The 25,793-nt window shown below is 49.7% G+C and carries 16 protein-coding genes; 10 read left to right on the top strand and 6 right to left on the bottom strand.

The window, feature by feature from the left end; genetic code table 11:
* Positions 1-596: 596 nt before the first annotated feature.
* Entirely contained in the window at positions 597-1,853 is a 1,257-nt protein-coding gene (locus tag ACY0JR_RS01330; protein ID WP_462631997.1) for a restriction endonuclease subunit S, read from the top strand.
* Positions 1,834-5,022 carry a type I restriction endonuclease subunit R gene (locus ACY0JR_RS01335; protein ID WP_462631998.1) on the top strand — a complete coding sequence of 1,063 codons (3,189 nt, stop codon included), beginning with the start codon at positions 1,834-1,836 and terminating at the stop codon, positions 5,020-5,022. The genes ACY0JR_RS01330 and ACY0JR_RS01335 overlap by 20 nt, the downstream gene beginning before the upstream one ends.
* A 206-nt stretch (positions 5,023-5,228) precedes the next feature.
* Here the strand turns inward: ACY0JR_RS01335 and ACY0JR_RS01340 are convergent, their stop codons facing one another.
* Both ACY0JR_RS01340 and ACY0JR_RS01345 read right to left on the bottom strand, forming a co-directional pair.
* Positions 5,229-5,795 (bottom strand): transposase, encoded by a 567-nt coding sequence (locus ACY0JR_RS01340; RefSeq protein WP_462631999.1) that lies wholly within the window; start codon positions 5,793-5,795, stop codon positions 5,229-5,231.
* Positions 5,796-5,902: 107 nt separating this feature from the next.
* Complete coding sequence (locus ACY0JR_RS01345; protein ID WP_462632000.1) at positions 5,903-6,604, bottom strand: pseudouridine synthase; 702 nt, start codon at positions 6,602-6,604, stop codon at positions 5,903-5,905.
* Between the two features lie 260 nt (positions 6,605-6,864).
* On the opposite strand from ACY0JR_RS01345, the gene ACY0JR_RS01350 reads away from it, so the two are divergent.
* The 7 genes from ACY0JR_RS01350 to ACY0JR_RS01380 all read left to right on the top strand — a co-directional run bounded on the left by ACY0JR_RS01350 (position 6,865) and on the right by ACY0JR_RS01380 (position 18,161).
* Positions 6,865-7,617 carry a class I SAM-dependent methyltransferase gene (locus tag ACY0JR_RS01350; protein ID WP_462632001.1) on the top strand — a complete coding sequence of 251 codons (753 nt, stop codon included), beginning with the start codon at positions 6,865-6,867 and terminating at the stop codon, positions 7,615-7,617.
* 811 nt (positions 7,618-8,428) lie between these two features.
* Positions 8,429-11,392, top strand: coding sequence for a hybrid sensor histidine kinase/response regulator (locus tag ACY0JR_RS01355; RefSeq protein ID WP_462632002.1), 2,964 nt, complete (start codon positions 8,429-8,431; stop codon positions 11,390-11,392).
* 242 nt (positions 11,393-11,634) lie between these two features.
* On the top strand, positions 11,635-13,500 hold the full coding sequence (locus tag ACY0JR_RS01360) for a cellulase family glycosylhydrolase (protein WP_462632004.1): 1,866 nt from the start codon (positions 11,635-11,637) through the stop codon (positions 13,498-13,500).
* Between the two features lie 417 nt (positions 13,501-13,917).
* Positions 13,918-14,979 (top strand): SDR family NAD(P)-dependent oxidoreductase, encoded by a 1,062-nt coding sequence (locus ACY0JR_RS01365; protein WP_462632005.1) that lies wholly within the window; start codon positions 13,918-13,920, stop codon positions 14,977-14,979.
* A gap of 27 nt (positions 14,980-15,006) precedes the next feature.
* Complete coding sequence (locus ACY0JR_RS01370) at positions 15,007-16,479, top strand: glycoside hydrolase family 43 protein (RefSeq protein ID WP_462632007.1); 1,473 nt, start codon at positions 15,007-15,009, stop codon at positions 16,477-16,479.
* 169 nt (positions 16,480-16,648) lie between these two features.
* Positions 16,649-17,410, top strand: coding sequence for a hypothetical protein (locus tag ACY0JR_RS01375; RefSeq protein WP_462632008.1), 762 nt, complete (start codon positions 16,649-16,651; stop codon positions 17,408-17,410).
* A 448-nt stretch (positions 17,411-17,858) separates the two neighbouring features.
* A complete protein-coding gene (locus ACY0JR_RS01380; RefSeq protein ID WP_462632010.1) occupies positions 17,859-18,161 on the top strand; it encodes a hypothetical protein in 303 nt (100 codons plus the stop codon).
* Between the two features lie 29 nt (positions 18,162-18,190).
* Here the strand turns inward: ACY0JR_RS01380 and corA are convergent, their stop codons facing one another.
* Positions 18,191-19,141, bottom strand: a complete 951-nt coding sequence (gene corA / locus ACY0JR_RS01385) for a magnesium/cobalt transporter CorA (RefSeq protein WP_462632011.1) — start codon at positions 19,139-19,141, stop codon at positions 18,191-18,193.
* Between the two features lie 305 nt (positions 19,142-19,446).
* Positions 19,447-21,909, bottom strand: coding sequence for a TonB-dependent receptor (locus ACY0JR_RS01390; RefSeq protein ID WP_462632012.1), 2,463 nt, complete (start codon positions 21,907-21,909; stop codon positions 19,447-19,449).
* 417 nt (positions 21,910-22,326) lie between these two features.
* Here ACY0JR_RS01390 and ACY0JR_RS01395 point away from each other — a divergent pair, with 417 nt between their 5' ends.
* On the top strand, positions 22,327-22,614 hold the full coding sequence (locus ACY0JR_RS01395) for a hypothetical protein (protein WP_462632013.1): 288 nt from the start codon (positions 22,327-22,329) through the stop codon (positions 22,612-22,614).
* A 79-nt stretch (positions 22,615-22,693) separates the two neighbouring features.
* Here the strand turns inward: ACY0JR_RS01395 and ACY0JR_RS01400 are convergent, their stop codons facing one another.
* Together ACY0JR_RS01400 and ACY0JR_RS01405 are read right to left on the bottom strand one after the other, a co-directional pair.
* Positions 22,694-22,948, bottom strand: a complete 255-nt coding sequence (locus ACY0JR_RS01400) for a hypothetical protein (protein WP_462632014.1) — start codon at positions 22,946-22,948, stop codon at positions 22,694-22,696.
* 422 nt (positions 22,949-23,370) lie between these two features.
* Complete coding sequence (locus tag ACY0JR_RS01405) at positions 23,371-25,791, bottom strand: FtsX-like permease family protein (RefSeq protein ID WP_462632016.1); 2,421 nt, start codon at positions 25,789-25,791, stop codon at positions 23,371-23,373.
* Positions 25,792-25,793 lie beyond the last annotated feature (2 nt).

Here is a 25,793-nt window from a genome sequence, read left to right on the forward strand (position 1 = left end):
ATGCATTCTCCCCAGTCCGCTGAGGATTTTCACCCCAACAAGCCCTATCTCCACTCTTGGCTAAACATCACTGTTTCGCACTACGAACTGAACCCTCCTCACAAGTTCTAACACAACAGCCCTTCAAAGAATTTAACCTCTGAACGTCGGCATACACCTTCGGTATTAGGATCAATACATGATCCTGGGGATTTTTAATAGAAACAAGATGGCAACAGTAAACTTAATCCTCAACCTTATATCCCTGGGTACCTGTATGGCGGCAGGAGATATATATGGTTCGATCCTTTCCATGCTAAGTACTCTCAGCGTGGTTTTGGAAATGAGCAATAAATTACGTACCTTTAATCCTGTACCCTTGGATCAATACCCAAGGCAAACAATCCCATTCAATTCCTATGCCAATCTTCATAAAGGCATATTTAATCTTAGCATTTTCCTAAAAGTGTACTAGTATCTAGTTAATTATTAGATTATATTGCGATAATCTATAGGTGAAATTTTCTTTTCAGAAGAAGAACATGACATTTAGTCTTAATAATTGAGTCACAGTCTCTTAGACATAGTGTCATATTCTAAAATTTTTGATTAAATCCATGACATGTTGGAAAACATACAAACTTAGTGATGTTTGTAAAAAAATAGGCAGTGGCGCAACTCCAAGAGGGGGGAAATCAGCATACATTGGAAAAGGTATTTCTTTAATAAGAAGCCAGAATGTACTTGACTTTACTTTTTCTAAAGAAGGTTTAGCTTTCATTGATGAAGTACAAGCTAAGGCATTGTCTAATGTGGAAGTACAGGAAGGTGATGTTCTAGTTAACATTACTGGTGACTCTGTAGCCAGAGTATGCCAAGTTCCAAAAGAGTACTTGCCAGCAAGAGTAAACCAACATGTGGCAATACTTCGTGCTGATAATTCAAAACTTTCTTCTGAATTTCTGAAGTTTAGTTTGCTAACGAAGTATAATAAAGATAGACTCTTATCACTTGCTTCTACTGGTGCGACACGAAATGCCTTAACAAAAGGTATGCTGGAGGAATTTGAAATTTCAGTACCTGAGGACGTAACAGTTCAAAACCGCATAGCCGAAATCTTATCTGCACTAGATGACAAAATAGAGCTGAACCGCCGCATGAACCAAACGCTGGAGCAAATGGCCCAAACGCTATTCCGGCAGTATTTCGTGAATGGTATTGATGAAGAGAACCTGCCAGAGGGATGGAAAGAAGTTCAAGTTCAAGAATTATTCAACATAACCATTGGTCGTACACCTCCAAGGGGTCAAAAAGAATGGTTTACTACAGATTCTTCTGATGTAAAATGGATGTCAATTAAAGACTTAGGTAATTGCGGAGTTTATATTTCAGATACATCTGAGTATCTAACAGAAAATGCTGTTAAGAAATTTAACGTTCCAATTATTCCTAGGAATACTGTTGTATTAAGCTTTAAATTAACAGTTGGTCGTGTTGCGATAACAACTGATAGAATGTTATCCAATGAAGCTATTGCACACTTTATACCTAAGTCCAATACTTACTTGCCTCCTGAATTCATATTTATGTATTTGAAAGAATTTAAATATGATTCTTTGGGTAATACATCCTCAATCGCTACGGCTGTAAATTCTAAAACAATCAAAGAAATGCCAATGCTTTTGCCTAATCAGGTAATAATGACAAACTATACTAATAATGTAAAGAATCTATTTGCCAAGATTAAAGCAAATTCAGCAGAAATAAAAACGCTTACCACCCTCCGCGACACCCTCCTTCCCAAACTCATGTCAGGAGAGATTGATGTAATGCAAACCCAACCGGAAGCCCTGCATGAGCCAGTACTTAGCTGAGAGTGACATAGAGGAGGCGGCCATTGCCTGGCTGCTGGAGCAGGCGCCCTACACCTACCAACACGGCGCCGAGATAAAGCGCGACCAAAGCAAAGTGGTGCTGGAAGACGCGTTTGCCGCCTACCTGCAGCGCCGCTACCCGCAGGTGCCAGACAAGGTGCTGGCCGAGCTGAAGCAGGAGTTCCTTTTCAATAAAGGCACAGACCTGCCCCAGCGCAACCACGCCTTCCACCTCAAGCTCAGCAAAGGCATCAGCAAAACCTGGAAAGACGAGCACGGCAAACCCCAGTTCGGCCACTTCTACCCCGTTGACTATGACACCCTAAAGAACAATGACTTCAGGGTAGTCAACCAGTTCACCATTGTGGGCAAAGGCAAACGCCGCCCAGACCTTATCATTTTTGTGAACGGCCTGCCGCTGGTGCTCTTTGAGTTCAAGAATCTGTTCAACCAGGATGCCACCGTAGAGGCCGCCTTCAACCAGGTGCAGCACTACACCCTGGACATTCCGGCGGTCTTTGAGTACAACGCCCTCACCGTGGTCTCTGACGGCCATACCACCCTGCACGGCATGTTCAGCAGCGGCCTGGAGTGGTACGCCGCCTGGAAAAGCATAGACGGCCGCGAGGTGGTAGACAACGGCTTCGCGCTGGAAACCCTCATCAAAGGCCTGCTGGCGCCCCAGCGCCTGCTCCAATACGTGCGCCACTACATCTTCCATGAGCTGGACAAAGGCGAGCTCATTAAGAAAGGCGCCAAGTACCACCAGTTCTACGGCATACAGTACGCCCTGCAGGAAACCCTCCAGCACGTGCGCCCCTTCGGCGATGGCCGCATTGGAGTCATCTGGCACACCACCCGCTCGGGCAAGAGCATCACCATGGCCATTTACACCGGCATCCTGCGCCAGTTGCCCCAGCTCCGGAACCCCACCATTGTGGTGCAGGTAGACCGCTTTGACCTGAACCGCCAGCTTTTCGAGGATTTTGTGGCCGCCAAAGACCTGGTCGGTGACGTGAGCATCGCTAACACCACCGATGAGCTGCGTACCTTGCTCAGCGGCGAGGGCGGCGGCGTGGTGTTCAGCACCGTGCAGAAGTTCAACCTCAAAGACACCGCCACCGGCCGCGAGCTGGAGCACCCCGTCCTGAGTTCCCGAGACAACATCATTGTGATTGCCGATGAGTGCCACCGCACCCAATACGGCCTGGTGCAGGGCTACGCCAACAACCTGCGCCGCGCCCTTCCGCAGGCGAGTTTCATTGGCTTCACCGGCACACCCGTAGACAGCAAAGACGCAGACACCGTGGCCGTGTTCGGTGACATCATCCATACCTATGACATAAAGCAGGCCACTGAAGACAAAGCCGTGGTGCCCATTTACTACGAGCCGCGCCTGGCCAAGCTACACCTGGGCAACGCCCAACTAGAGGAAGAAGCCGAGGAAATCACCGGCGGGCTGGAAGAAAACGACAAGAACAAGATTCTATGGGCCGCCATGGAAGACGCCGCCGGTTCTCAGGAGCGCGTGGCCGCCATTGCCAAAGACATTCTGCAGCATTACACCGGCCGCAACGCCAGTTTGAGCGGCAAGGCCATGATAGTCTGCATGAGCCGCCGCAACTGCGTAAAGCTCTATGACGCCCTCACCGCGCTGCCCGGCTGCCCCGAGGTAGCCGTCATCATGACCACCAACATCGCCAAAGACCCCGTTGCCTGGAACCCGCACGTGCGCACCAAGGAAGCCATGGAAGCTGTTAAGACCCGCTTCAAAAACCCGGATGATGAGTTAAAACTGGTGATTGTGCGGGACATGTGGCTCACCGGCTTTGATAACCCGGCCATGCACACGCTCTACGTAGACAAAGTGATGACCGGCCATAACCTCATCCAGGCCGTGAACCGCGTCGCCACCGTCTTCCGTGACAAACCCAGCGGCCTCATTGTAGACTACATCGGCATTGGTGACCGCCTTCGCGATGCCACCAAGAAGTACACGGGTGCCGGTGGTTCAGGCGCCGTGGCTTTTGACATTGAAGAAGCCTTCTCCCTCACCCAAGAAATCATTGAACAGCTGCGGGAGCAACTGCCCGAAAGCTTCCAACCAATACACTCGCTCGCGTCCCGCGAGTGTGAGGTACGGGCGGCCTCTGGCCACGTGCCTACAGAATCAGATACACCTTTACAGGGGCCAGAGGCCCAACGTATCCCACACTCGCGGGACGCGAGCGAGTGTTCTACCATATCTGAAAACCAGAGAACCTCTTCTAAAAGGTATCTATACCACAACTGGCTGGCGTTAACCCCGCCGGAGAAATTCAAACTGGTGGCGCTGGCGACTAACTACCTGGTCTCTGATGATGAACGCTGCAAGAGATTCATGCTGAACGAGAAGAAACTCAGCAGCCTCGCCTCCATCGTGAAGAATCATGCCGCCATCAATTCCATTGCGGTAGATATTCTCTTCTTCCAGCACGTGGGCGCGGCGGTGCGCAAGGTGAAATACCCTACCACTAACATTAAGAAAAGCCAGGAGCAAATCAAAAACCTCATCCACCGCAGCATTGAATCTGAAGACGTGGTAGACGTTTTCCAGATGGCCGGCATAGAACGCTTTGACATCTCCATCATCAACGATGCCTTCCTGGCCACCGCCAAAGCACAGAAGACCGGCAACGAGCTCAAACTGGAGCTCCTGCGCCAGATCATGAATGATGAGATCAAAGTCCGATCCACCAAGAACCTGATCAAGTACCGCAAGCTCAAAGAAGAAGTAGAAAAGATCATAGCCGACTACCACGCCCACTTCTTCGACAGCTTAGTGGCCATGGAAAAACTGCGCAAAGTGGCCAAGCAGATGCAGGAAGAAGACCAGATCCGCCAGCAACTGGGCCTCACCGAGGAAGAGGAAGCCTTCTACCAGATCCTGGCCAACCACCCCAATGCCGTGCAGGAGGTTGACCTCATCAAAGAGCTGGTGAAAAAGATTCTGGCCGAGGTCAAGAAAAGCGCCTCCCAACCAGACTGGTACAAAAAAGACGACACCAAAGCCCAGTTGCAACTAGCCGTGAAAAAAGTTTTACGGTTTAAGGTCCAAGAAGACTTGCAGGAAATCCTGGATGAAATTCTGGAGCAGGCAGAGGAACGCTATAAGATTTGGGTGGCGTAAAAAGAAAAAAAGTACGGACAGGTCACGACCTGTCCTAGTGCGCATGCCCCTCTTCCGCAGATCTTTTCTTCTGCTGATCTTTTTATAAGCAGGAATGCGCGGAAGGACAGCAATGCGGATTGATCAGGAATGCGCGGGGACAGCAATGCGGATTGATCAGGAATGCGTGGAAGGACAGGTCGCGACCTGTCCCTACGGGAACTGTATTATCTTTTGAAAACGTCTTGCTGCCAGTTGGCTGGGTTATTTTCTATATAGTCTTTGATATTTTGAAATGATTTGGCGTTTCTGACGATATGGTCATGAAAAGACCGGTGCCAAGCGAAATCAGAAAGACCTGCCAATCTGATTTGCTTGGAGGTAGAAGTCTTGTAAGCACCCATGATCTCTGAAAGAAATTTTATTTTCTTCTTCCCATATCGTAGTACGGACAGGTCGCGACCTGTCCCCACGCATTTCTGATCTATTCCGTATTCCTGATTCGGCACGCCTTCCTGATCAACGTAATCCAGCTCCTCTCTACAAATCTCTAATATCCCATGAATGTGATTGGGCATTACCACAAACGCATGTGAGTTCAGATACGGATGTTGTTCTACCAGCCAGCACCATTGCCGCTCGGCTATCTGCCCATATACATTCAGGTGCATCTCTCCATGAACTACTTCGCCAAAGACACAGGTCATGTCCTTCACACAGGAAGTGACAAAGTAAAGGGCATCTTGGCTGTAGTCAAAGCCGAGAAGTCGGTTCCGTTTTCGGTCTGGGCGCATGATAGCTTCATACGTGGAAGCGAGTACGGGAGATTATTGGGAATGCGTGGGGATCAGGAATGCGTAAGGGACAGGTCGCGACCTGTCCGTACTTTGCTTGGAGCGTGTTAAATGTTTTGCAGTATTTTCTGTATGTCTTTATCGTTCAGCTCCCGCCACTCTCCTGGCTGTAGATCCCCTACTTCAATAGTCACCATCCGTACCCGTACCAACTGCTCCACGGTATACCCCAATTTATAGCACATGCGCCGAATCTGGCGGTTGAGGCCTTGCGTGAGCACAATGGAAAATGTCTTTTCTCCTATCTGCTGTACCTGGGCAGGCCGGGTCTTTTGGCCCATGATCACTACGCCGGAGGCCATTTGCTCCAAGGCTTCGGGCGTTAAGGTCTTGTCTACGGTGACCTTGTATTCTTTTTCCTGGTGGTTTTCTGCGTGGCTGATGCGGTTGTAGAGGGCACCGTCGTTGGTGAGCAGCAGGAGCCCTTCTGATTCTTTGTCCAGCCGCCCTACGGGGAACAACCGCAGGTTCAGGTTGAGCGCCTGCGCCAGGTTGTTCTCAACAGCGGGGTTGAGGGTAGATTCCACGCCTCGGGGTTTATAATAGGCTAGGTAGGTGAACAGTTGGGGTGCTTTGAGTACTTGTCCGTCTAGTTGTACCTCGTCTTTAGCGGAGAGCATCTGCTGCAGTTGGCCTTTTTGTCCGTTTACCAATACCCGCCCCGAGACAATGGCCTGCACTGCTTCTTTGTTAGACAGCCTGGCTTTCTGTACCACAAAATGCTGGAGAGAAGATAAAAGGGATTTCATGGATGACTGAAGCGGTTGCGTCCGAAGAACTGATGTGAACGGATGGCAAAGGTAAGCTACGGGATTCGGATTCGGTTAAACCCATTTGGCAGGGTGGTGTTGTCTGGAGCGAAGGATGCGAAACGCAGATCTTGCAACAGGTAACTAACTTGAAAGAGGGCCAGAGCGGCGAAAGAAGGCCGATGTCAATTGCTCTGGAAAGCGCATCGCAAACAAACCTACGTATACAGGGTTTACTACCTACACCTGCCTGAACTCCCATGAAAAAGAACTTGCTACGTTGCATTCCTCCCTTCATCCGTCTTCTCGGGTGCCTGTTGTTGTTGGTAGCCTGTGAGTCACAGCCGGTGAAAAGCCAGCAAACCGGCGCCTCGGGATATACGACCAAAACTCCGCACCCAGACGGCACCGGCAAGGTGTACTTGGGCCGCGAAATAGCGCACGTAATGTCGGCATCTGGAGGTGAGTGGCTGGAGCGTGACACCCGGCAGCAGGAAGAGAACGTCAATGAAGCCATTGCGCATCTAGACCTTCAACCAACCAGTGTAGTCGCTGACATTGGGGCCGGAACGGGATACTACACCTTCCGGATAGCACCCAAGGTTCCGCAGGCGCAGGTGTATGCCGTAGAGGTGCAGGAGGCGTTCGTTTCGGCGTTACAGAAGCGTACGCAGGAACTGGGTTTTACCAATGTAACCGTAGTGCAGGGAAGTGCCCAATCGCCTAACCTTCCGGCGGCTTCAATTGATCTGGCCTTGATGGTAGACGTGTACCACGAACTGGAATATCCGCGCGAAATGCTGCAGGCGCTACATAAAGCCCTGAAACCCACCGGCAAACTCCTGTTGCTAGAATACCGGGCCGAAGACCCTTCTGTTCCCATCAAAGAGCTGCATAGAATGAGTGTGGCGCAAGTAAACAAAGAACTCCGGGCGAATGGCTTTACCCTGTACCGGCGCGAAAACTTCCTGCCTATTCAGCATTTTCTGCTATATGAAAAGTTAAAGAAATAAGGAGTAGTAAGTAGCAAGTTTAATGTAAACATCTATTTTGTCGTCCTGAAGGGATCTTGATGGAGAACGGTAACTGCTTTTGCTATAAGCTTCGTTAGATCATTCGGCTGTGCTCAGGATGAAACAAGATATGATTTGATTATCCCTCCTCATTAATTTCCAAACGAAGGCGCCTTTCCACTTGCTGGTGAAAAAACGTAGCAAGGGCTAAAAAGGAGTGTGTACCTCGTTACTGTGTAACATCGCTACGGTTTTCCGGCAATGTAGACTTGTTACACTATAACGAGGTACTTGTGCAAGGGAAATGGGCTTGCCTATCCTAAGTCTGACGGCTATGTTGAGAATACCTACAATGTAGGCAGGTCTCCCTAAACTTTTGGATTTACAAAACAGGTTCATTTCATTCAATTAGCATCCAGCAAGCATTAACCCTCTACAAGGTCACATATTTGTGTATAAACAAGAAAGGGCTTAAAGATAGAGCAACGGCCTTAGAACTCATTATTAAGAATTCTACTTACTGTCTTTGGGTTTAGGCAATCTCTTTGTGTATTCTTGCTTGAAGCATATACCACAATCTCAAGAAGCAATCCTTTAACTGAAATTGAATTTTTCTTACAACAGTAAAAAGAGTACCTTACATGCATTCCGGTAAGATGTGCTAAAATCAATCCCAAATATTTAACTATATAATTTGCCCTTGGCAATGAGTGAGTTTAGAAGGCTTCGATTCAACTAACATCAATAACCGGTTTCTAGAAAACAATGCTTTACTCCTGAAAGGGAATAAAGTCTAGTCACAGCAACACCCATGAAGGAAAGCGAAAAAAGATACCGGAGATTAATTGAAGCCAGCCAGGATTTACTGGTGACGGTGAACCTGCAAGGCAACATCATAGATACCAATGAGGCTGCGGTGAAAATTACCGGAGTAAACCGCGAAACCTTAATTGGATCTGACTTCTTCAACTATTTCACGGAGCCTGATCTGGTGCGGGAAGTTTTCGAAGAGGTACTGGAACACGAATCAGTGACCAATGTCCCGTTTACCCTCCTCCACATCAATGGTACCCACACAGACGTGTTGTTTGACGGGTATATCTATAAAGATGACCACAGTAAATATTTAGGCGCTGTCATAGTGGCCCGGGAAATTGCTGAGAAAAAGTGGGCGACTGAATTAGGTATCGCTAATAAAGAACTTGCCTTTCAGCACAATGAGAAAGAAAAGCGGGCCAATGAACTGAGCATCGCCAATGAGGAACTCGCGTTCCAGAACGACGAGAAAGAAAAACGGGCGCAGGAGTTAAGCGTTGCCAATGAAGAATTGGCTTTTCAGAACGACGAGAAAGAAAAGCGGGCCCAAGAGTTAAGTGTCGCTAACAAGGAATTGGCGTTCCAAAACGACGAAAAAGAGAAAAGGGCTCAGGAACTCAGCGTCGCAAACACTGAATTAGCATTCCAGAACCACGAAAAGGAAAAACGGGCGCAGGAACTGAGCATCGCCAATGAAGAACTCGCTTTTCAAAACCATGAAAAAGAGAAAAGGGCGCAGGAGTTAAGCGTTGCCAATGAGGAACTGGCTTTTCAGAACGACGAGAAAGAAAAGCGGGCTGCCGAACTCAGTATCGCCAATATTGAACTTGCTTTCCAGAACGATGAAAAGGAAAAACGCGCCGCAGAATTAGTCATTGCAAACAAAGAACTAGCTTTTCAGAACGATGAGAAAGTAAAACGGGAGGCCGAGCTCCGGAACGCCAATTACGCCCGCAGTCTCATTGAAGCCAGCCGCGACCCTTTGGTTACCATCAGCCCTGAAGGGAAAATCACCGACATGAACCAGGCCACCATGAAGATTACCGGTATGGAACGGGAGCAACTTCTGGATTCTGACTTCTTTACTTATTTCACGGAGCCTCAGATGGCCCGCGAAGTGTACCAGGAAGTGTTTGCCAAAGGCGCCGTCTCTGATTCTCCGCTCACCCTTCGGCACAAAGATGGTAAACTGACCGATGTGCTCTTCAATGGGTCTGTGTACAAGAACGATCAGGGCGACGTGTTGGGCGTGGTGATTGTGGCCCGTGACGTGACCGACCAGAAACGGATTGCCACCGAACTGAACGAAGCCAAAATAGCGGCAGAACTTGCCACGGTACAGGCCGAGGAAGCCCAGGCAAAAGCTGAAAGTGCCACTCAGATTGCCGAAGACGCCATGAAAGCGAAACAGCAGTTCCTGAGCAACATGAGCCACGAGATAAGGACACCTATGAACGCTATCATCGGGTTTACCAAGGTAGTTTTGAAAACGGAACTGACCGAAAAACAACGCGAATATCTTACGGCCATTAAACTAAGCGGCGATGCCCTCATTGTGCTCATCAATGACATTCTTGATTTGGCGAAGGTAGACGCCGGTAAGATGACATTTGAGAAAATTCCGTTTCAATTATCTGCTTCCATTTTTTCCATGGTGCATCTGTTTGAGGCCAAAATACAGGAACGCAATCTGGAGCTGGTGATGGAATACGATTCCAAAATTCCTGACGTAGTGATGGGTGACCCCGTGCGGTTGCATCAAATTATTTTGAACCTGGTCAGCAATGCCGTCAAGTTCACTACCGAAGGTAAAATTACCGTAGGCGTCCGGATGCTGGTGCAAGACCCTGAAAAAGTGATTCTGGAGTTCTCCGTAACAGATACCGGCATCGGGATTGAGGCCTCCAAGTTGGACACCGTGTTTGATAATTTTCAGCAAGCCACCAGCGGCACGTCCCGTTTGTACGGGGGAACAGGTTTGGGATTGGCCATTGTCAAGAATCTGGTAGAACCGCAAGGCGGTACCGTATCAGTGAAAAGCAAATTAGGGGAAGGCTCTACCTTCAGTTTTATCCTCAGCTTCGACAAAACGCAGGAGAAAGCCGACACGGATTTAGGGCTGAACATAGAACTGGAAGCTGGTTTCAAAGATGTGAAGATTCTGGTGGTGGAAGACATTGCCTTGAACCAACTGTTAATGAAAACCCTTTTGGAGGACTTCGGCTTTGAGATGGAAGTGGCCGGAAACGGGGAAATCGCCATTGAAAAGCTAAAGAATACCACCTATGACATCATTCTGATGGATCTGCAAATGCCTGTTATGAACGGGTTTGAGGCCACCTCTTACATCCGGAACGAACTAAAGCTGCCCGTACCCATCATTGCCCTCACCGCTGATGTGACCACCGTAGACGTAGAGAAATGCAAAGCCGTGGGCATGAATGACTACATTTCTAAACCCATTGATGACAAACTGCTCTACAGTAAAATCATCAAGTTTTTAAAAGATACCGGCTATGACAAAAAAGCCGTGGTGCATGAAATAGAAGATCTGCAAACCAAACCCCTGACCTGTGTCAATTTCGATTACCTGAAAAGAATCACCAAGAGTGATGCCCGCTTAGCCCAGATGATTCACCTCTACCTACAGGAGATTCCAGCTTTGGTGCAGACCATGAAAAAGTCTATAGACGAAAAAGAATGGGCTACCTTGAAACTTGCGACCCACTCCATCATCCCCACTTTCGCCACCATGGGCATCAATCCAGAATTTGAAGACATGGCAAAGGCCATTCAAGCCCTGGCTGCAAATCAACTTTCAAATGAAAACGAGGAAGAAACGAGCGACGAAACCTTATCCATGTTGTACACTATGTTCTCCAAAATTGAAACTGTCTGTGCCCTGGCGGCCCAAGAACTGGAAGAGAAACTAGTCTCGCTTTCTGAGACTACTTCATAAAGTAGACTGCCAGAGAAAGAGGCATCATGGTTCCTAATCAGCTGAAAACGTTTATATTTAAGCGTAAGCAAGAGTGCTGGTTTTCAGTTCACTTTTGTAAAAACTCAGGTAAAACCCAAGCTATGAAAGTAACATCCGGAAATCTAAGGAATATCATAAACAGGCTTCTCTCCTTCTGCTTTCTGCTCCCGTTTCTTGGCTCTTTTCCCTGTTTTGCCCAGGAAGCACCCTTCCAAAAAGGCGTGAATCTAACCAATTGGTTTCAGGCGAACAGCGCCCGCGAGATTCAGTTTTCGCGCTACACCCGGCAGGATTTTGAACAGATCAAGAGCCTGGGCGTAGAGGTGATCCGGTTGCCCATCAACTTGCATGCCATGACCAAGGGCGCCCCTGCCTACACCCTGGACCCGCTGTTTCTCTCCTTTCTGGATGAAACCGTCACCTGGGCCGAGGACCTGAACCTGCACCTCATTCTGGATAACCACTCCTTTGATCCCATTGCCAATACCCAGCCACAGGTGGAAGGCATTCTAGAGAAGGTCTGGACGCAAATGGCACAACATTACAAAGACCGTTCAGACCGCCTGTACTATGAGCTTCTGAACGAGCCACACGGCATTTCTGATACCCAGTGGAATGCCATTCAGGGGCGCATCATTCAGGCTATCCGTCGGCAGGACACCCGCCACACCTTGATTGTGGGCGCTACCAATTTCAACAGCTACCAGAACCTGGCCCAGATGCCGGTTTACTCAGACAACAAACTGATCTACACATTCCATTTCTACGATCCTTTTCTGTTCACCCACCAGGGTGCCACCTGGGTAGAACCTTCGCTGGCACCGCTGGCCAACATGCCTTTTCCTTACCGTGCGCAAGACATGCCCACGTTGCCCAACAGTTTGCGAGGCTCCTGGATGGAAGGGGCCTATAACAACTACGCGCAGGAAGGCACCGTGGCTAAAGTGAAACAGCTCCTGGACATGGCCGCCGCTTTTAAGCAGTCGCGTAATGTGCCGGTTTTCTGCGGCGAATTCGGGGTGTTCATGCCCAACAGCCGCCCCGCTGACCGCGTGTTCTGGTATGACACCGTGCGCCGCTACCTGGAGGAAAAAGGCATTGCCTGGACTAGTTGGGACTACCACGGAGATTTCGGGCTGTTTAACCGGGGTGGCTCTGATCTGTTCCAGCATGACTTGAACGTACCGGTGCTGCAGGCGCTAGGCTTTACCGTGCCGCCGCAGTCGCCGTATGTGAAGCAGCCCAGAAAAAGTGGCTTCGCCGTTTACACCGATTTTCTGGGAAAAGACATCCGGAACGCCAGCTACGGCACCGGTCCACTGGATTTTTACGCCGATCAGAAGCCGAACAATGGGCGCTACAGCCTGGCCTGGGCCAACGCCGAACGGTACAGCAGCATCGGGTTTGACTTCCAGCCCGATCAGGATTTATCATTCCTAAAACAGGAAGGCTACGCGCTTGATTTCCTGTTCAGGGGCACCGCCCCCGCCACCAGCGTGGACATCCGTTTTCTGGACACCAAAACCACAGACCCTACAGACCACCCGTGGCGCGCGGTGGTGACTTTGAGTGCCCAGCAAGTACCGTTTGATGGCCGCTGGCACCACGTGCGGTTGCCTTTAAGCAGCTTCACCGAACAAGGTTCCTGGGACAACAACGCTTGGCATACCCCAGAAGGGAAATTTGACTGGTCCAGCATTGACCGCTTGGAAATTACCGCCGAACACGGAAACCTGGGCCAAACCAAACTTTGGTTTGACAACATCTTTATTTCGAACCAAGATACCGCCAAAGTCTATGAGAACTCGGTGTACACCGGCGGAGTAACGGGGAGTAAAGGAGAACTGGAGGCCGGAAAAGTGAACGTCTATCCTAATCCGGCCAACGTGTACCTGGTGCTGGAAACCACTTTGCCCGGCCAGCTTTCTCTGGAACTGAGCAGCAGCGTAGGAACAATGGTGCGTAAAGCCACTTTTTCCAAAAGCCTTAAACTGCCTACTGCCTCCCTTACTTCCGGCACGTACTTCTTGAAAATCACAGATGTGAAAGGCAGATCCAATACCCGTAAAGTAGTCATCAGGCATTAGAGTGAGTGCACCTTTTTAAGGCTGATTTTTCCAAAGAGGCCAATAATCCAGCAAGATAAAAATGGAAGTCAATCCAAGTCTTACTTTGGAATTTGTGGCTAACTGGTGGAAGCCGTTTCAAAGCCGGTTTCCCAAAAACAGCTGCAAAACGGTTGTGATAGTTTCCTGGGCAGAAGGGTGTATGAATATGTACGGTATAGAATACGTATAACTTCTTACGCATAATTTCGTGAAGGTAAGGAATGTAATAAAGGCTCTTAGGGCTTCTACACCAATTTTTACCTGGCTATGCACATGAGACTTTTACCCCATTTTTCCTTATTAGAACCCTCGTACCTTCTTAAAAACAGCCCTCAATCACCACTGCGGAAAGAAACAGCTAAGCCGGTGAAAACGCCTCTGGCGGTTCGGGCAATTATGCCAATCACATCGGGTAAACGGGTGAGCAAAGCTCGGTCTTTTCCTAGATATACTGGTTTGCTGTTGGTGCTGCTTGCCTTTTGGCTGGGCGGCTGCGCTACGTCTGAGCTGGGTTCCAGCGGACAGAAAAAAGTGGCAGGTAAGACCTTCGTGATTGTGGGCGCTTCCAGCGGTTTCGGACGCGGCGTGGCCGAGCAATTGGGCGCTTACAAGGCCAACGTGGTGTTGGCGGCCCGCCGGGGGGAGTTACTGGAGGAAATTGCCACCAAGATACGGGCGACTGGCGGAACGGCCTTGGTGGTACCCATGGACATCAGCAAACCCGAAGATGTGCAGCGGTTAACCCAGGCCACGTTGCAGCAATTCGGCAAGATTGACGTCTGGATCAATATGGCGGGCGTGGGTGCCATTGGCCGTTTCTGGGAGATTCCCATTGAAGACCAGGCCCGCATCGTAGATATCAACCTGAAAGGGTTTATCTACGGAAGCCACGCCGCCATCAATCAATTCAAGGCGCAGGGCTACGGTACGCTCATCAACATGGGTTCAGTAGAGAGTGTGAATCCGCTGGCTTATCATGCTTCATACGCTGCCACCAAAGGCGGAATCCTGAACCTGGGACAAGCCATCAACCAGGAACTCCGCCTCAGCGGACTAAAGAAAAACATACGGGTGGTGACGGTTGAGCCTTGGGCGGTAGATACGCCTTTCTGGGGACATGCGGCTAATTACTCCGGCAAAACCGCCCGCATGGCCATCATGGACCCGCCCAGCAAGGTAGTGAATGCCACCATTCGCGCCTCTCTGCGCGGACGTCACGAAAAACCCGTGGGCTGGAAAGCAAAAGGCGCCTGGGTTTCGCACCGGTATTTCCCCCGTTTCACCGAATGGCTGTCGGGCAATGTGATTCATAAATCGCAGATGCGGAACGCCGCACCCGCCCCCAACACGTCCGGCTCGGCCTTTGAACCCATGCAGACCGGCAGAGGCGTAGACGATGGCGTGCGCCAGCGCATGCACGAGGAAAACAGAAAGCGCAAGCAGAAAAAGCAGCAGTAGATTCATCTAGCCGAAACTGAAATTCAGATGCAGGAGAAGGGACCATCTCGTATAACCGAACACCCGTTGGAAACCCCGCCGGATGCCCCTTGCCGTTTTAAGGTTCTTTTGCGGGAAATACAGGATAAACAGGTAACCAACTTCCTCTTTGAAGTCACTGGTACTGCTGCCACCGCAGAGCGAGAACATACCCGTAAGTATGAACTGGAAGAAAGGGCGCACACCGCCTATCTCACGCTTTTTGGAGCCTTGGCTACTGACTTTGGGCTTCGGCAGCCACAGAACAAAAGGGCGGCCGAACGGCCTACCTCTGAATTTCCGTACCAGGAACTGCTCATCTACAACCTGACTCCAGACATTCTATACGGCTACGGAGATCCGGCTATTCTCAGGGTGGAGGAAGCATCCGCTGGCGCGGAAACCCAGTATTACCTGCTCGCCACCTCCAATGACGCCCCAGATTCTTTCCCCATCCTTCGGTCTAAAAACCTGAAGGATTGGGAATTTGTGAACTTCATTTTTCCCCGGGGGCAGAAACCAGCGTGGGCCATTGACGGAGAAAGCATCAGTGATTACTGGGCTCCCGAAATGCACCGGGTAGGTCAGGAGTTCAGGGTTTACTTTGTGGCCCGGGACAAAACCACCCGTGAGTTGTGCATCGGCATGGCGAAATCTTCTTCGCCCGAAGGGCCTTTTCTGGCCCAGGAAGAGCCTATTCTAAGCGGAAATGTCATTGACCCTCACCTGTATGTGGCGGAAAACGGAGACTCTTACCTGTTCTGGAAAGAGGATAACAACGATGTCTGGCCCCGGCTTCTCTTGGACCTGCTTTATCAAAACCCGGCCTACGTTTCGCCTTTGTTTCCCGAAAAAGAAGACCAAATCACCGCTTCTTTTATCTTAACCATTTGGCCGTGGGCGAAAGAGCTGGAACCCATGGAGCGCTTTCTGGTCATTCAGGTGCTCATTGAATCCATCATTGCCCGGTACCTGGATTTCTACACGCAACTGACCGACCTGGCAACAGAACAGCCCGAGGCGCTGCGACAGGAGATACGGGCGGTGCAGAAATACATGAAAACGCCCCTGTTCGCCCAACAGATGACGCCGGACGGCACCGCTTTGGTAGGTGAAAGAACCCAGGTGCTGGAAAACGACTTAGCCTGGGAAGCGCACCTGGTGGAAGGCATGTGGGTCACCAAACAGAAAGACAAATTTTACCTGTTTTATGCGGCCAATGATTTCTCCACGGAACAGTACGGCATTGGAGTTGCGTATGCTGATAACCTGTTAGGTCCGTACCAGAAAATCGCCACGCCCATTCTTCAGTCCACCAAAGATTGGTGGGCTCCGGGGCATCCTTCGGTGGTGACCGGACCAGACGGAAAACCCCTCCTGGTGCTTCATGCCTACTTTCCGGGGAAAGCCGGGTATAAGGAGTTCAGGGCCGTTCTGGCGGTGCCCCTTACCTTTGAAGGAGATCAAGTTACCGTTGAGTAAACGTAGCGTAAGTTCCGTTTTGGGTTGAGGGAGGGTGATGATTTCAGCCTGTTTTTCTGGAAACTTCCCTAAAAGCAAATACCCCTAACGCAAAAGAGGCAACGTACTGAGTGCCTCTTTTGCTTCGTGGCTTTGCGTATCTTTGGCAAACCTTACTCCACCTGCCCGTATGAACCGGACTATCTCGCGTGCCACTGCCGAACAGCTTCTCCAGAAAATTCTGGACCTGCAGTTACCTTTGCACTATGACCATGAGAAACACCGGCTCCTGCTGCTGGATGCGCAGGGAAACGAACAGGTCGCGTTCCGGTTACCGCTCACCACGCCTCCCCTGCAAAACAATACTTTAACGGAGACTCGGCCGGTACATTATGTCATTTTGTTGATACAGGCGGGCAACTGTGCCATGGGCTATTTTGAGGACGGCGTGAATTTGAACCACAAAGTTTTCAGGTCTTACATGGTGCGCAAAAAGCAAGGCAAAAGCCAGATCAAGTACCTCAAAACCAAAGGCAAGTCCCGCGCGGGCTCCCGGGTGCGCCTGGGCGAAACTGCAGAATTCTTTGAAAATATCAACGGACGGTTACAGGAGTACTTCGAACACCATACGGTGCACCGCATTGCGTTGAGTTGTTCTAAAACCCTACTCCCCTATTTGTACGATTCCAAAATTCCCACGCCCTTTGACAAACGGGACGAGCGCCTCTTCAAAATCCCCAAACACGTGCACACCCCTATCTACGAGGTCATGATGAACACCAACCGGTTTCTACAACGCGGCGAACTGCTCTACGATCCCATCCACCAACCTCTTATTGAGGAGCTATTACCCGAAAACCTAATTGAGGAGCCGGAGGAAGACGACGATGAGATTGGATCAGAAGAATCGGATGGGATGGAAGAAGATGGAGGAGCGCTGGAACCCACCTAATACGCTTTTGTAGAAGATAGCATTGCGTATGATTTGCTTGTGTAAACATCCCCACTTCGCCTCCTTTGAAGGGCAGGGCCGTTAAGTTCTACATTGGAGGCTTAAACTGCGGTAAAGTCCATTGCCTTTCTTGCAGAGTTTGAGGCTAACGCCTCACTGAAGTTGCAAACTTCAGCTCATTTTAGGTCCAAGTTGAAAACTTGAACCATATCAATTTTTAGAACTTAATGGCCCTACCCTTCAAAGGGGAAGTTTCCGTTTTAGAAAGGGCTTCTCACGCATTGCTACCATCACATTCCGCTACTTTCCCCCTTCCAGTCTTTCCCGAGCGCGCCTCGCTTTTGGCCCTAGACAGACTCCTACTAAGAACAAAAGACACTTCAGGCCGAAAGGGCAGTGCGCGAGGGGAAGACGGGGCCTCGCGGCCGTGAGCGCACGGAGGGAAACTATGAAACTACTCAGCATAAGGGCACCGCATCCACCCACCGCCACGCCAGCAACTGGCAAACTGCATGCACCAAAGCTTCCTTCTAGAAGGGCAGTCCTTCAGGGTGTTGGTGATAATACCAATAAAGGCGGAAAAACCCAGCAAAAGGACAAACTGATTGATTCAGCAAAAGGAAGTTTGAGGCTCTCGCCTCACGGAAGTTGCAAACTTCCAGACATGGTAGGTCCAAGTCACAGACTTGAACCATGGTTTGTAATAAAATGGTTTGTAATTATTGAATCTCCTAAGAAAACGCAATCCTAAACTTCTACTTCCTCATCAAGTAATCAACCCTACAACCATTTCTTCCTTTTAAAATACCACAAAAACGCGAGCGAAGAAACAACCATCAAGCCCAAGGCAAATGGATACCCGGCGGTCCAACGCAGTTCTGGTATTACTTTGAAGTTCATGCCGTAGATGCTGGCAATAAGGGTGGGCGGCATGAACACCACTGTCATTACCGTGAAAATCTTGATGACCTGGTTTTGCTCAATGTTCACCAGACCCAGAAACGTGTTTTGCAGATACTCCAAGCGTTCAAAGCTGAACTGGGTGTGTTGCAGCAGCGAGTTGATGTCTTTGATGATGGTACGCAGGCGTTCTTTCTCGGGATCTTCTACGGCGTAACTGCGCAGCAAAGACGAAACCAGCCGTTGCTTGTCTACAATGCTTTCCCTAATGAGAATGGTGTTTTCCTGAAGCTCGGTAATCCTGATCAGGATTTCCTCCTCGATGGACTGCTCTTTCACCAGCCGCTTACTGACCACGTTGGTAGTGCGGGTAAGGAGTTCTATAAAGTCGGCGTCATAGTCAATCTGGGTTTCCAGGAGAAGCAGCCAGATCTGAAAGGCTTTGGTGGTAGTGCTCCTAAAGGTTTTCATTTTGCGTACGGTTTCGCCAAAAGACTTCATTTCGGCGCGGCGCAACGTGAACAGGATCTCGTTCTTCAGGATAAAGGAAACCTGGCGCGTGATGTAGGAACCCTCCTGGTGCATGACAAATGCGCTGTTGGCTTCAAAGATGCCATCATCTTCATAATACCGCGAAGAACTCTCAATCTCGGCGGCTTCCTGCTGGGTAAAGAACTCTATCCCGAACTCCTCTTCCACCAGGCGCTGTTCATGGTCGCTGGGGGCTTGCAGGTCAATCCAGATAATGCGCCCTTTCTCTGCATCATGGAAACTCTCCGGATTTTTCTCCCAGTGTATTTCGCCCTTTTTTATATAGAAGCCTCTAATCATCGCTGCTCATCTGGTACTACCTCTCTCCGCTTTACGCACAAGCGGGCGGTTTACTCTGCAAACTTATAGAATTATGTGTGGCAGCCTACTTCTTTCTGGAAATTGGTATTTACTTCAAAGCATTTTACCATTTAGGCATTCTTAACACCTACAAATGCAGTGCTTCCATCACTCGTTCAGAACCTGTTTTTTGATTTTGGAGGTAAAAACCAAGATTCCTATCAATGCAAGCAGCCTTTGGCTGAACCCAAGCAAATAGGTTCAGCCAAAGGCTGCTTTGAATTACCAGTTCTTGATTGTTTTTTTTAAGTACGGTTCAGTTCATCCAGGCTGTTGGTTCTGCATTTAGGATCAAATTTCTGGCCTCGGCTGAAGTTATAGCGCAAAGTCACGCCCACACTGCGGTTGTAGAAATACTGGTCAAAATCATTGATGTTGCGGCCCAGGCGGGCATCAAACCTGATGCGGTACGTTCTGAAGATATCATTCACGTTCACGCTCAGATCCAGCTTCTTGTCCAGAAAGCTTTTCCTGAAACCTACGTGTACCCACCACATGGGCTGTATCTTGTACAACCCCGAAACCCCGGCGCTTCTGACCACTCCGTTCACTTCCATCTGAATATCTTTGGGCAATAAGATGTTGTGGTTGGTCTGTAGCACATACAACACGTTTTTATTCACCTCCTGTACATTGCCCACCAGCATCCTGAACTCATTGTAAGATACCGTAACCGTGTTGTTAGTATCCCATTTCTTCATGATTTTAACGGGGGCAATAGCGGCCAGACTGAAGTTCTTGGCATCATCTACGTTACCTATGGTGTAGATAGTGGTGGCATTCTCCACGTCCAGTATGGGCAGTTCCGCCATGACATCTTGTAATTGCTGGTAGTTGAACACCAGGTTGTAATCCTTCTTGAACGTTTGGGTAATGCCAATGGCGTGGGTATACTGCGGACGCAGGTACGGGTTACCGGTCCAGTACGTGTAAGGGTCTCGGTAAATCACGAAGGGGTTCAGGTTGCCGTAGTTGGGACGCTGAATGCGGCGGCTGTAGCTATAGCTGATCTGGTAATTCTCGTGTACCTTCTGCTGGATAAACACGCTGGGGAAAAGGTTCAGGTAGTCGCGGTCGGTGACTTGGCCGGTGGTCAGTTGTTCTCCCCTGGACTGCGTTTCCTCGGCCCGTAAGCCCACCTGTGCCGTATAGCGCTCCCCTAGTTTGTGGTTCCAGTTCACGTAGGCGGCAAAAATATTCTCGCTGTACAGGAAGTGGTTGGTACGGTTGGGGTCCAGCACCAGGCCTGCATTGTTGAAGAAGAACTTGGAATCATTGTCAGACACTACCCGGCTGGCTTTGGCGCCCAGTTCCAGTTTTCCCAGCTTGCGGAGTTTTCTGGTGTAATCCACTTTGCCTGCGTAAATGTCAAACCCGTTGTCTGAGTTGGCATACAGAAAATCCTGCGAGGTGGGCTGTGCGGCGTTCACCTGCCCAAAGTAGTTGTAGAAGTTGGAATACCCCGCGTTGAAAATCTTCACAAAATCCAGATCAGCCGATAAACTGGAACCGATGGTGTCCAGTTTTGCCACGTAGTGCAGGTTGGTGGTGAAATTGGTAAAGGTGTTGGTCACATAGTTATTGGCGGTGATGTACTCGTTGGGCTGGCTGGGTTGATGCCCGATGAATGTAGCCGTATTAAAGTCTTCCCACCGGGTGTTCCGGTTAAAGTTGATCATGCCCCCAATGCTATGCTTGTCATTGATAGTATAGTCCGTTCCTACCCGCACCACCGGCGGACCCAGGTTCTTGCTTTTGCCATAGGCTTCCTGGTTGAAATAAGTAGTTTCTTCGTCGGTGTAGAACACGCGGGTAAAGGTACCGTCACGGTTATAGGCCCGGCGCTGGTACTCCAAACTCAGAAAAGAATTCCATTTGCCCACCTTGTAATTCATGTTGCCGCCCACCGTAGCCGCCAGTTGCCGGAAGTTGTAGGTAGACGTGACAAACACGCTTCCGTTTACCCCGCGTAAATCATTTTTCTTCAGGTTGATGTTCAGGATGCCCGAAGCCCCTTCGGCGTCAAACTTAGCCGAGGGATTGGTGATGATCTCAATGTTCTTGATGTTCTCGGCGGCCATGCTCTGCAACAGGTTGCGCAAGTCATTGGCCGAAAGGTAGGTCAGTTTGCCGTCTAGCATCACCGTTACCCCGCCCCTTCCGTTCAACTGAATATTGCCGTCCTGGTCCACGAACACGCCCGGCGCTTTGGTGAGCACATCAAAGGCGGTTCGGCCTGCTGCCAGCGCTGTCCCTTCAATGCTCACCACCAGTTTATCGGCTTCCTGGGTAATAATAGGCCGTAAACCGGTTACCGTCACTTCTTTCAGGTTGGTGGTAGCTTGTGCTAATTTCATCGTGGGCACCCGCACCTCCGGCGAACGTTCAGATAACGTAATGACCGGGCTTATCTTGGTCTTATATCCTATAAAGCTAAACGACAAGACATACTCCCCGTAAGGCACATGCTGGAAGGAGTAGCTACCCTGCGCATTGGTGAGCGTACCACCGGCCGAAGCATTGGTGCCTTTCTGCAATAAGGCCACTGTGGCATATTCAAACGGTTTTCCCGTGAGTGAATCGGTGAGGGTACCGGAGATGGAACCAGTAGCGCTAGGCGTAGGTGCCGCGGTTTGCCCCCAACTCACTTCCTGAAAGGAAAGGCAAAGGCATAGCAGTCCCAGCAAAAAGAGGGCTCTTTTTTTCATGGCAAGAAGGGAGTTAGAAGTGTGTGTTAGGTTGGAAGCTGGTGATGTACTACACTAGGAAAGACACCGAAATAAGTAAACCGTTGCACGAAGCACCCAGATAAATTCAACGTTTCAATAGAATTCCTGCCTGAAGTTTTCCCGTAGAAGCTATGAAGTGTTTTAAGCCCGTTTTAAGAATAATTGCCTACAAACAATCGCACCCTACGTATGCTTGCCTGAGAAGAAGTGGTTTTAAAGCCTGATTGCGTAAAAACCACACCGGAATCAGGAAAGAAACGATGGCATTAGTTTTGAGAAAGACGCGTGAGGTAAATTTTAACCTGGGAGGGATTAATCTTATATTGCAAAATGTTTGCGAATGAACTACGGCTGGGCAATATCCTTTTGGAAGCAGGAAAACCTGTAGTTCTTGACGTGCCCAAGCTAATTTCCATTCTGAAAGGCAATGGGACTACGTTTGCGCCCCTGCCGCTCACCGTAGAATGGCTGTCTGGGGCAACGTATAATGAACTGGAGCACGAATTCACGTTTCCAGAATTAAGCCAGTGGGCCTTAGACCCCGAGTACAAAGAGATTGTGTTCAACGGCGGTTACATTGCCACCAGTGCCCCGGTAGAATACGTGCACCAACTCCAAAACTTCTTTTTTGTGATGACCGGTGAAGAATTAAATCTTCCGCTGGAGAAATTTCAAAAGGCTTAGTCTAATTACTACTTCCCGTTTCAGGCTGTTTCTGTTAAAACAAGCCTAAAACGGAGTAGAAGAAGTATCAATAAGTAATTTAATCTCTTGCCGCTATTTCGGCGCGCTGTAAACCTTCCTCGGTTAAACGGCAGAACAGTGACATTTCCGGGGATTGGTCCAGCTCCACCAGTTTCTTGACACTTAAATCCCTCATTTCCTGCTCAATTTCACCCAGAGAAAGACCCGGTGTTTTATCTGAGATGGCCGCCGCGTCTATGGGCCAGCTGGTTTTATTTTCCTGGTCTTGCACAACCGCGTACATCGCTTTCAGTATTCTGCTCTCTTTGGCCATATTCTTCCGTTTTATACAAGTGGTTCAAATGAATGCTGAAGGAGAACTATCTCCTTCTCACCTGCATGTACGGATGACGGACAAGGAGGATAATGTATTAAGTGGCACTCTTTTTTGTGAGGAACGCTCTCCCTCAGTGTAATCCTGTAAGCAGCGGTACTATCCCCTTCTCCTCTTAGTCCTACGAGTAACACCCTCTCCTCTTTGTCATCCTGAAAGGATCTTGTGGACGAACAGTAAAGGCGCTTACTACCAGCTTTTCTAGTTCGCTCACAAGATCTTTCCAAGATGACAAAAATGAGGAGTTTTTGTATTGCTATGGCGCGGAAGTTACTTCCGTGCCTTGGGTACTTTGCAGAAAGTCACGGAAGTAACTTCCGCGCCATAGAGGATGCTACTCCATAAAAGAAGGCAATGCATTATCAATCCATTCGCAGATTCTTGACCGGATTGAGGGTGGCTGCCCTAAGTGCCTGGTAGCTTACCGTTAAGAAAGCAACCACTCCTGCCAGGATCACGGCTGCCCCAAACACCCAAAGCGGAATATCAATGCGGTAAGCGAAATCCTCCAGCCACTTGCGCATGGCGTACCAGGCCAAGGGCATCGCGATTACCGCCGCAATCAAAACCAGTTTCAGGAACTCCTTGGACAGCAGGGCCACAATGGAAGAAGTCTCCGCACCCAGAATTTTCCGGATACCGATCTCCTTTTTCCGGCGCTCGGCCGCGTAAGCCGCTAATCCAAACAATCCCAAACAACCCACGAGAATAGCCATGCCGGTAAAGATCCAGAGTAGCGTTTTCAGCTTGTCCTCAGATTTGTACATCACCTCAAAGTTGTCATCCATGAACTTGTATTCAATGGGGTACTCCGGGGAGAAATCATCCCAGACGTTTTTCACGTGGGCAATAGCCCCAGCCACGTTGCTGCTTTTCAGCTTAACGGCCACCTTCCAGTTGGCACCCGGGAAAATTTGCAGGATGGTGGGGTCCATTTTGTCGAACAGGCTCTTGAAATGGAAATCCTTAACTACGCCCACCACTTCGCCTTTCTTGAGGGTATCCTTCTCGGCCCACATCTTCCACTCCATCTTCTGCCCTAAGGCTTTTTGCGGCGTCTCAAAACCTAGTTCCTTCACCGCGGTTTCGTTGATGACGAAAGCGGCATCTTTGTCGGTGGGGAAATCTTTAGATAAACCACGGCCCGCCACTAACGTAAGGCCCAGCGTGTTAATGTAGTCATAGTCCACCATGAGGTGCGTAACCGCGTGGTTCACCCGCTCCCCGTTTCTGGTGATATAGATTCCGTCGCCGGCGGTAGCATCGCCCGGAAACCCGTACCCAATGGACACGCTGGCCACGTTGGGGTTTTTCAGCAATTCGGTTTTAAAGGTCTCATAGTTTTGGTACATATTGTCGCCCCGCATCTCAAAGAACATGATCTGGTCTTTGTTGAACCCCAGGTCTTTATTATGCAGGAAACTCACCTGCTGGTACACCACCACCGCGCAGATAATAAGGAACACAGAAAGAGAGAACTGCAGCACAATGAGGCTATGGCGCAACCAGGGCGTTTTACCCGGTCCGCTGTCACTCACCAGACCGCCTTTGAGCACGCTCACGGGTTTGAAGTTCGCCAGCACCAGTGCCGGGTATAGCCCCGCCAGAATGCCCACCACCAACAGCAAACCCAGCAACAGCAGCAACAGGCCCGGACTGGTGAAGATGTTGAACGTCATTTCTTTGTCGGTGAAAGCATTCAAGGAAGGCAACAGCAAAGACGTAAGCGCCGCCGCGAACACCACGCTGATGAACGTGAGCAGCAAAGTCTCACCCAGGAACTGGAACATCAACTGACCGCGGCTGGCGCCGATGGTTTTGCGCACCCCTACTTCCTTGGCCCGCTGCAAAGATTTAGCAGTAGCCAGGTTCACGAAGTTAAAGCAGGCAATAACCAGAATGAAAACGGCAATCACGCTCAGCGCCTTTACATAGGTGATATTGCCCCTGTACGATTGGTCAAACTTGAAACTGGCAGAGTACAGGTGCACCTCCCGTAAGGGCTGCAGCGCCGGAGTATATTTAAACGGTTTATGCGTCTCCTCGTCAATTTGCTTTCTGACTTCGGTCTGGAACTTGGAAAGCAGTAAGGCAGGGTCTGCCCCTTTCTTCAGCTTAACATAAGTATAGAACTGTTGCCAACCCCAGCTTTTCATACGCTCTGGATCAAGCTGCATTCTGGCTAGGTTTACCACGAAGTTAACCGGCAGGTGAAACTTGGGGTTGCTTTCAAATACTCCCTTCACCAGGTAAGATTCCTTGTCAATGGAGATCTTCTTGCCCACCGGATCTGCATTACCGAATACTCTGCTGGAAAACTTATCTGAGATCACCACAGAGGTGGGGTCATCCAGCGCTTTTTCTGGTGAGCCATAGATAAATTTGAGCGGAAACACCTGAAAGAAAGTTGGGTCAGAAACCAAGCCGCCCTTCTCATAAATTCGCTTGTCACCGGCATCCACCAGGCTCTGCCCTTCCCAGGGCTGCATAATGATGCGCACTACCGTCTCGGTCTCTGGGAAGCTCTCCTGAATGGTGGTGCCAAACATGGGCGGCACGCAGGTGATCTGGTCCGTAGATTCCTCAGACTGCACATTGTTGTAGATCCTGTAAACCCGGTCTCCCCCGGGCAGGAATTTGTCATACTGCAGCTCATCGTACACAAACAAACCCAGGAGCAGGCAGGCCGTCAAGCCCAAGGCCAAACCGGCGATATTGATAAAGCTGAAGCCTTTGTGCCGCAGCAGGTTGCGGTAGGCTATCTTAATGTAATTCTGGAACATAT

The sequence above is a fragment of the Rufibacter sp. JT3400010 genome, from assembly GCF_054956755.1.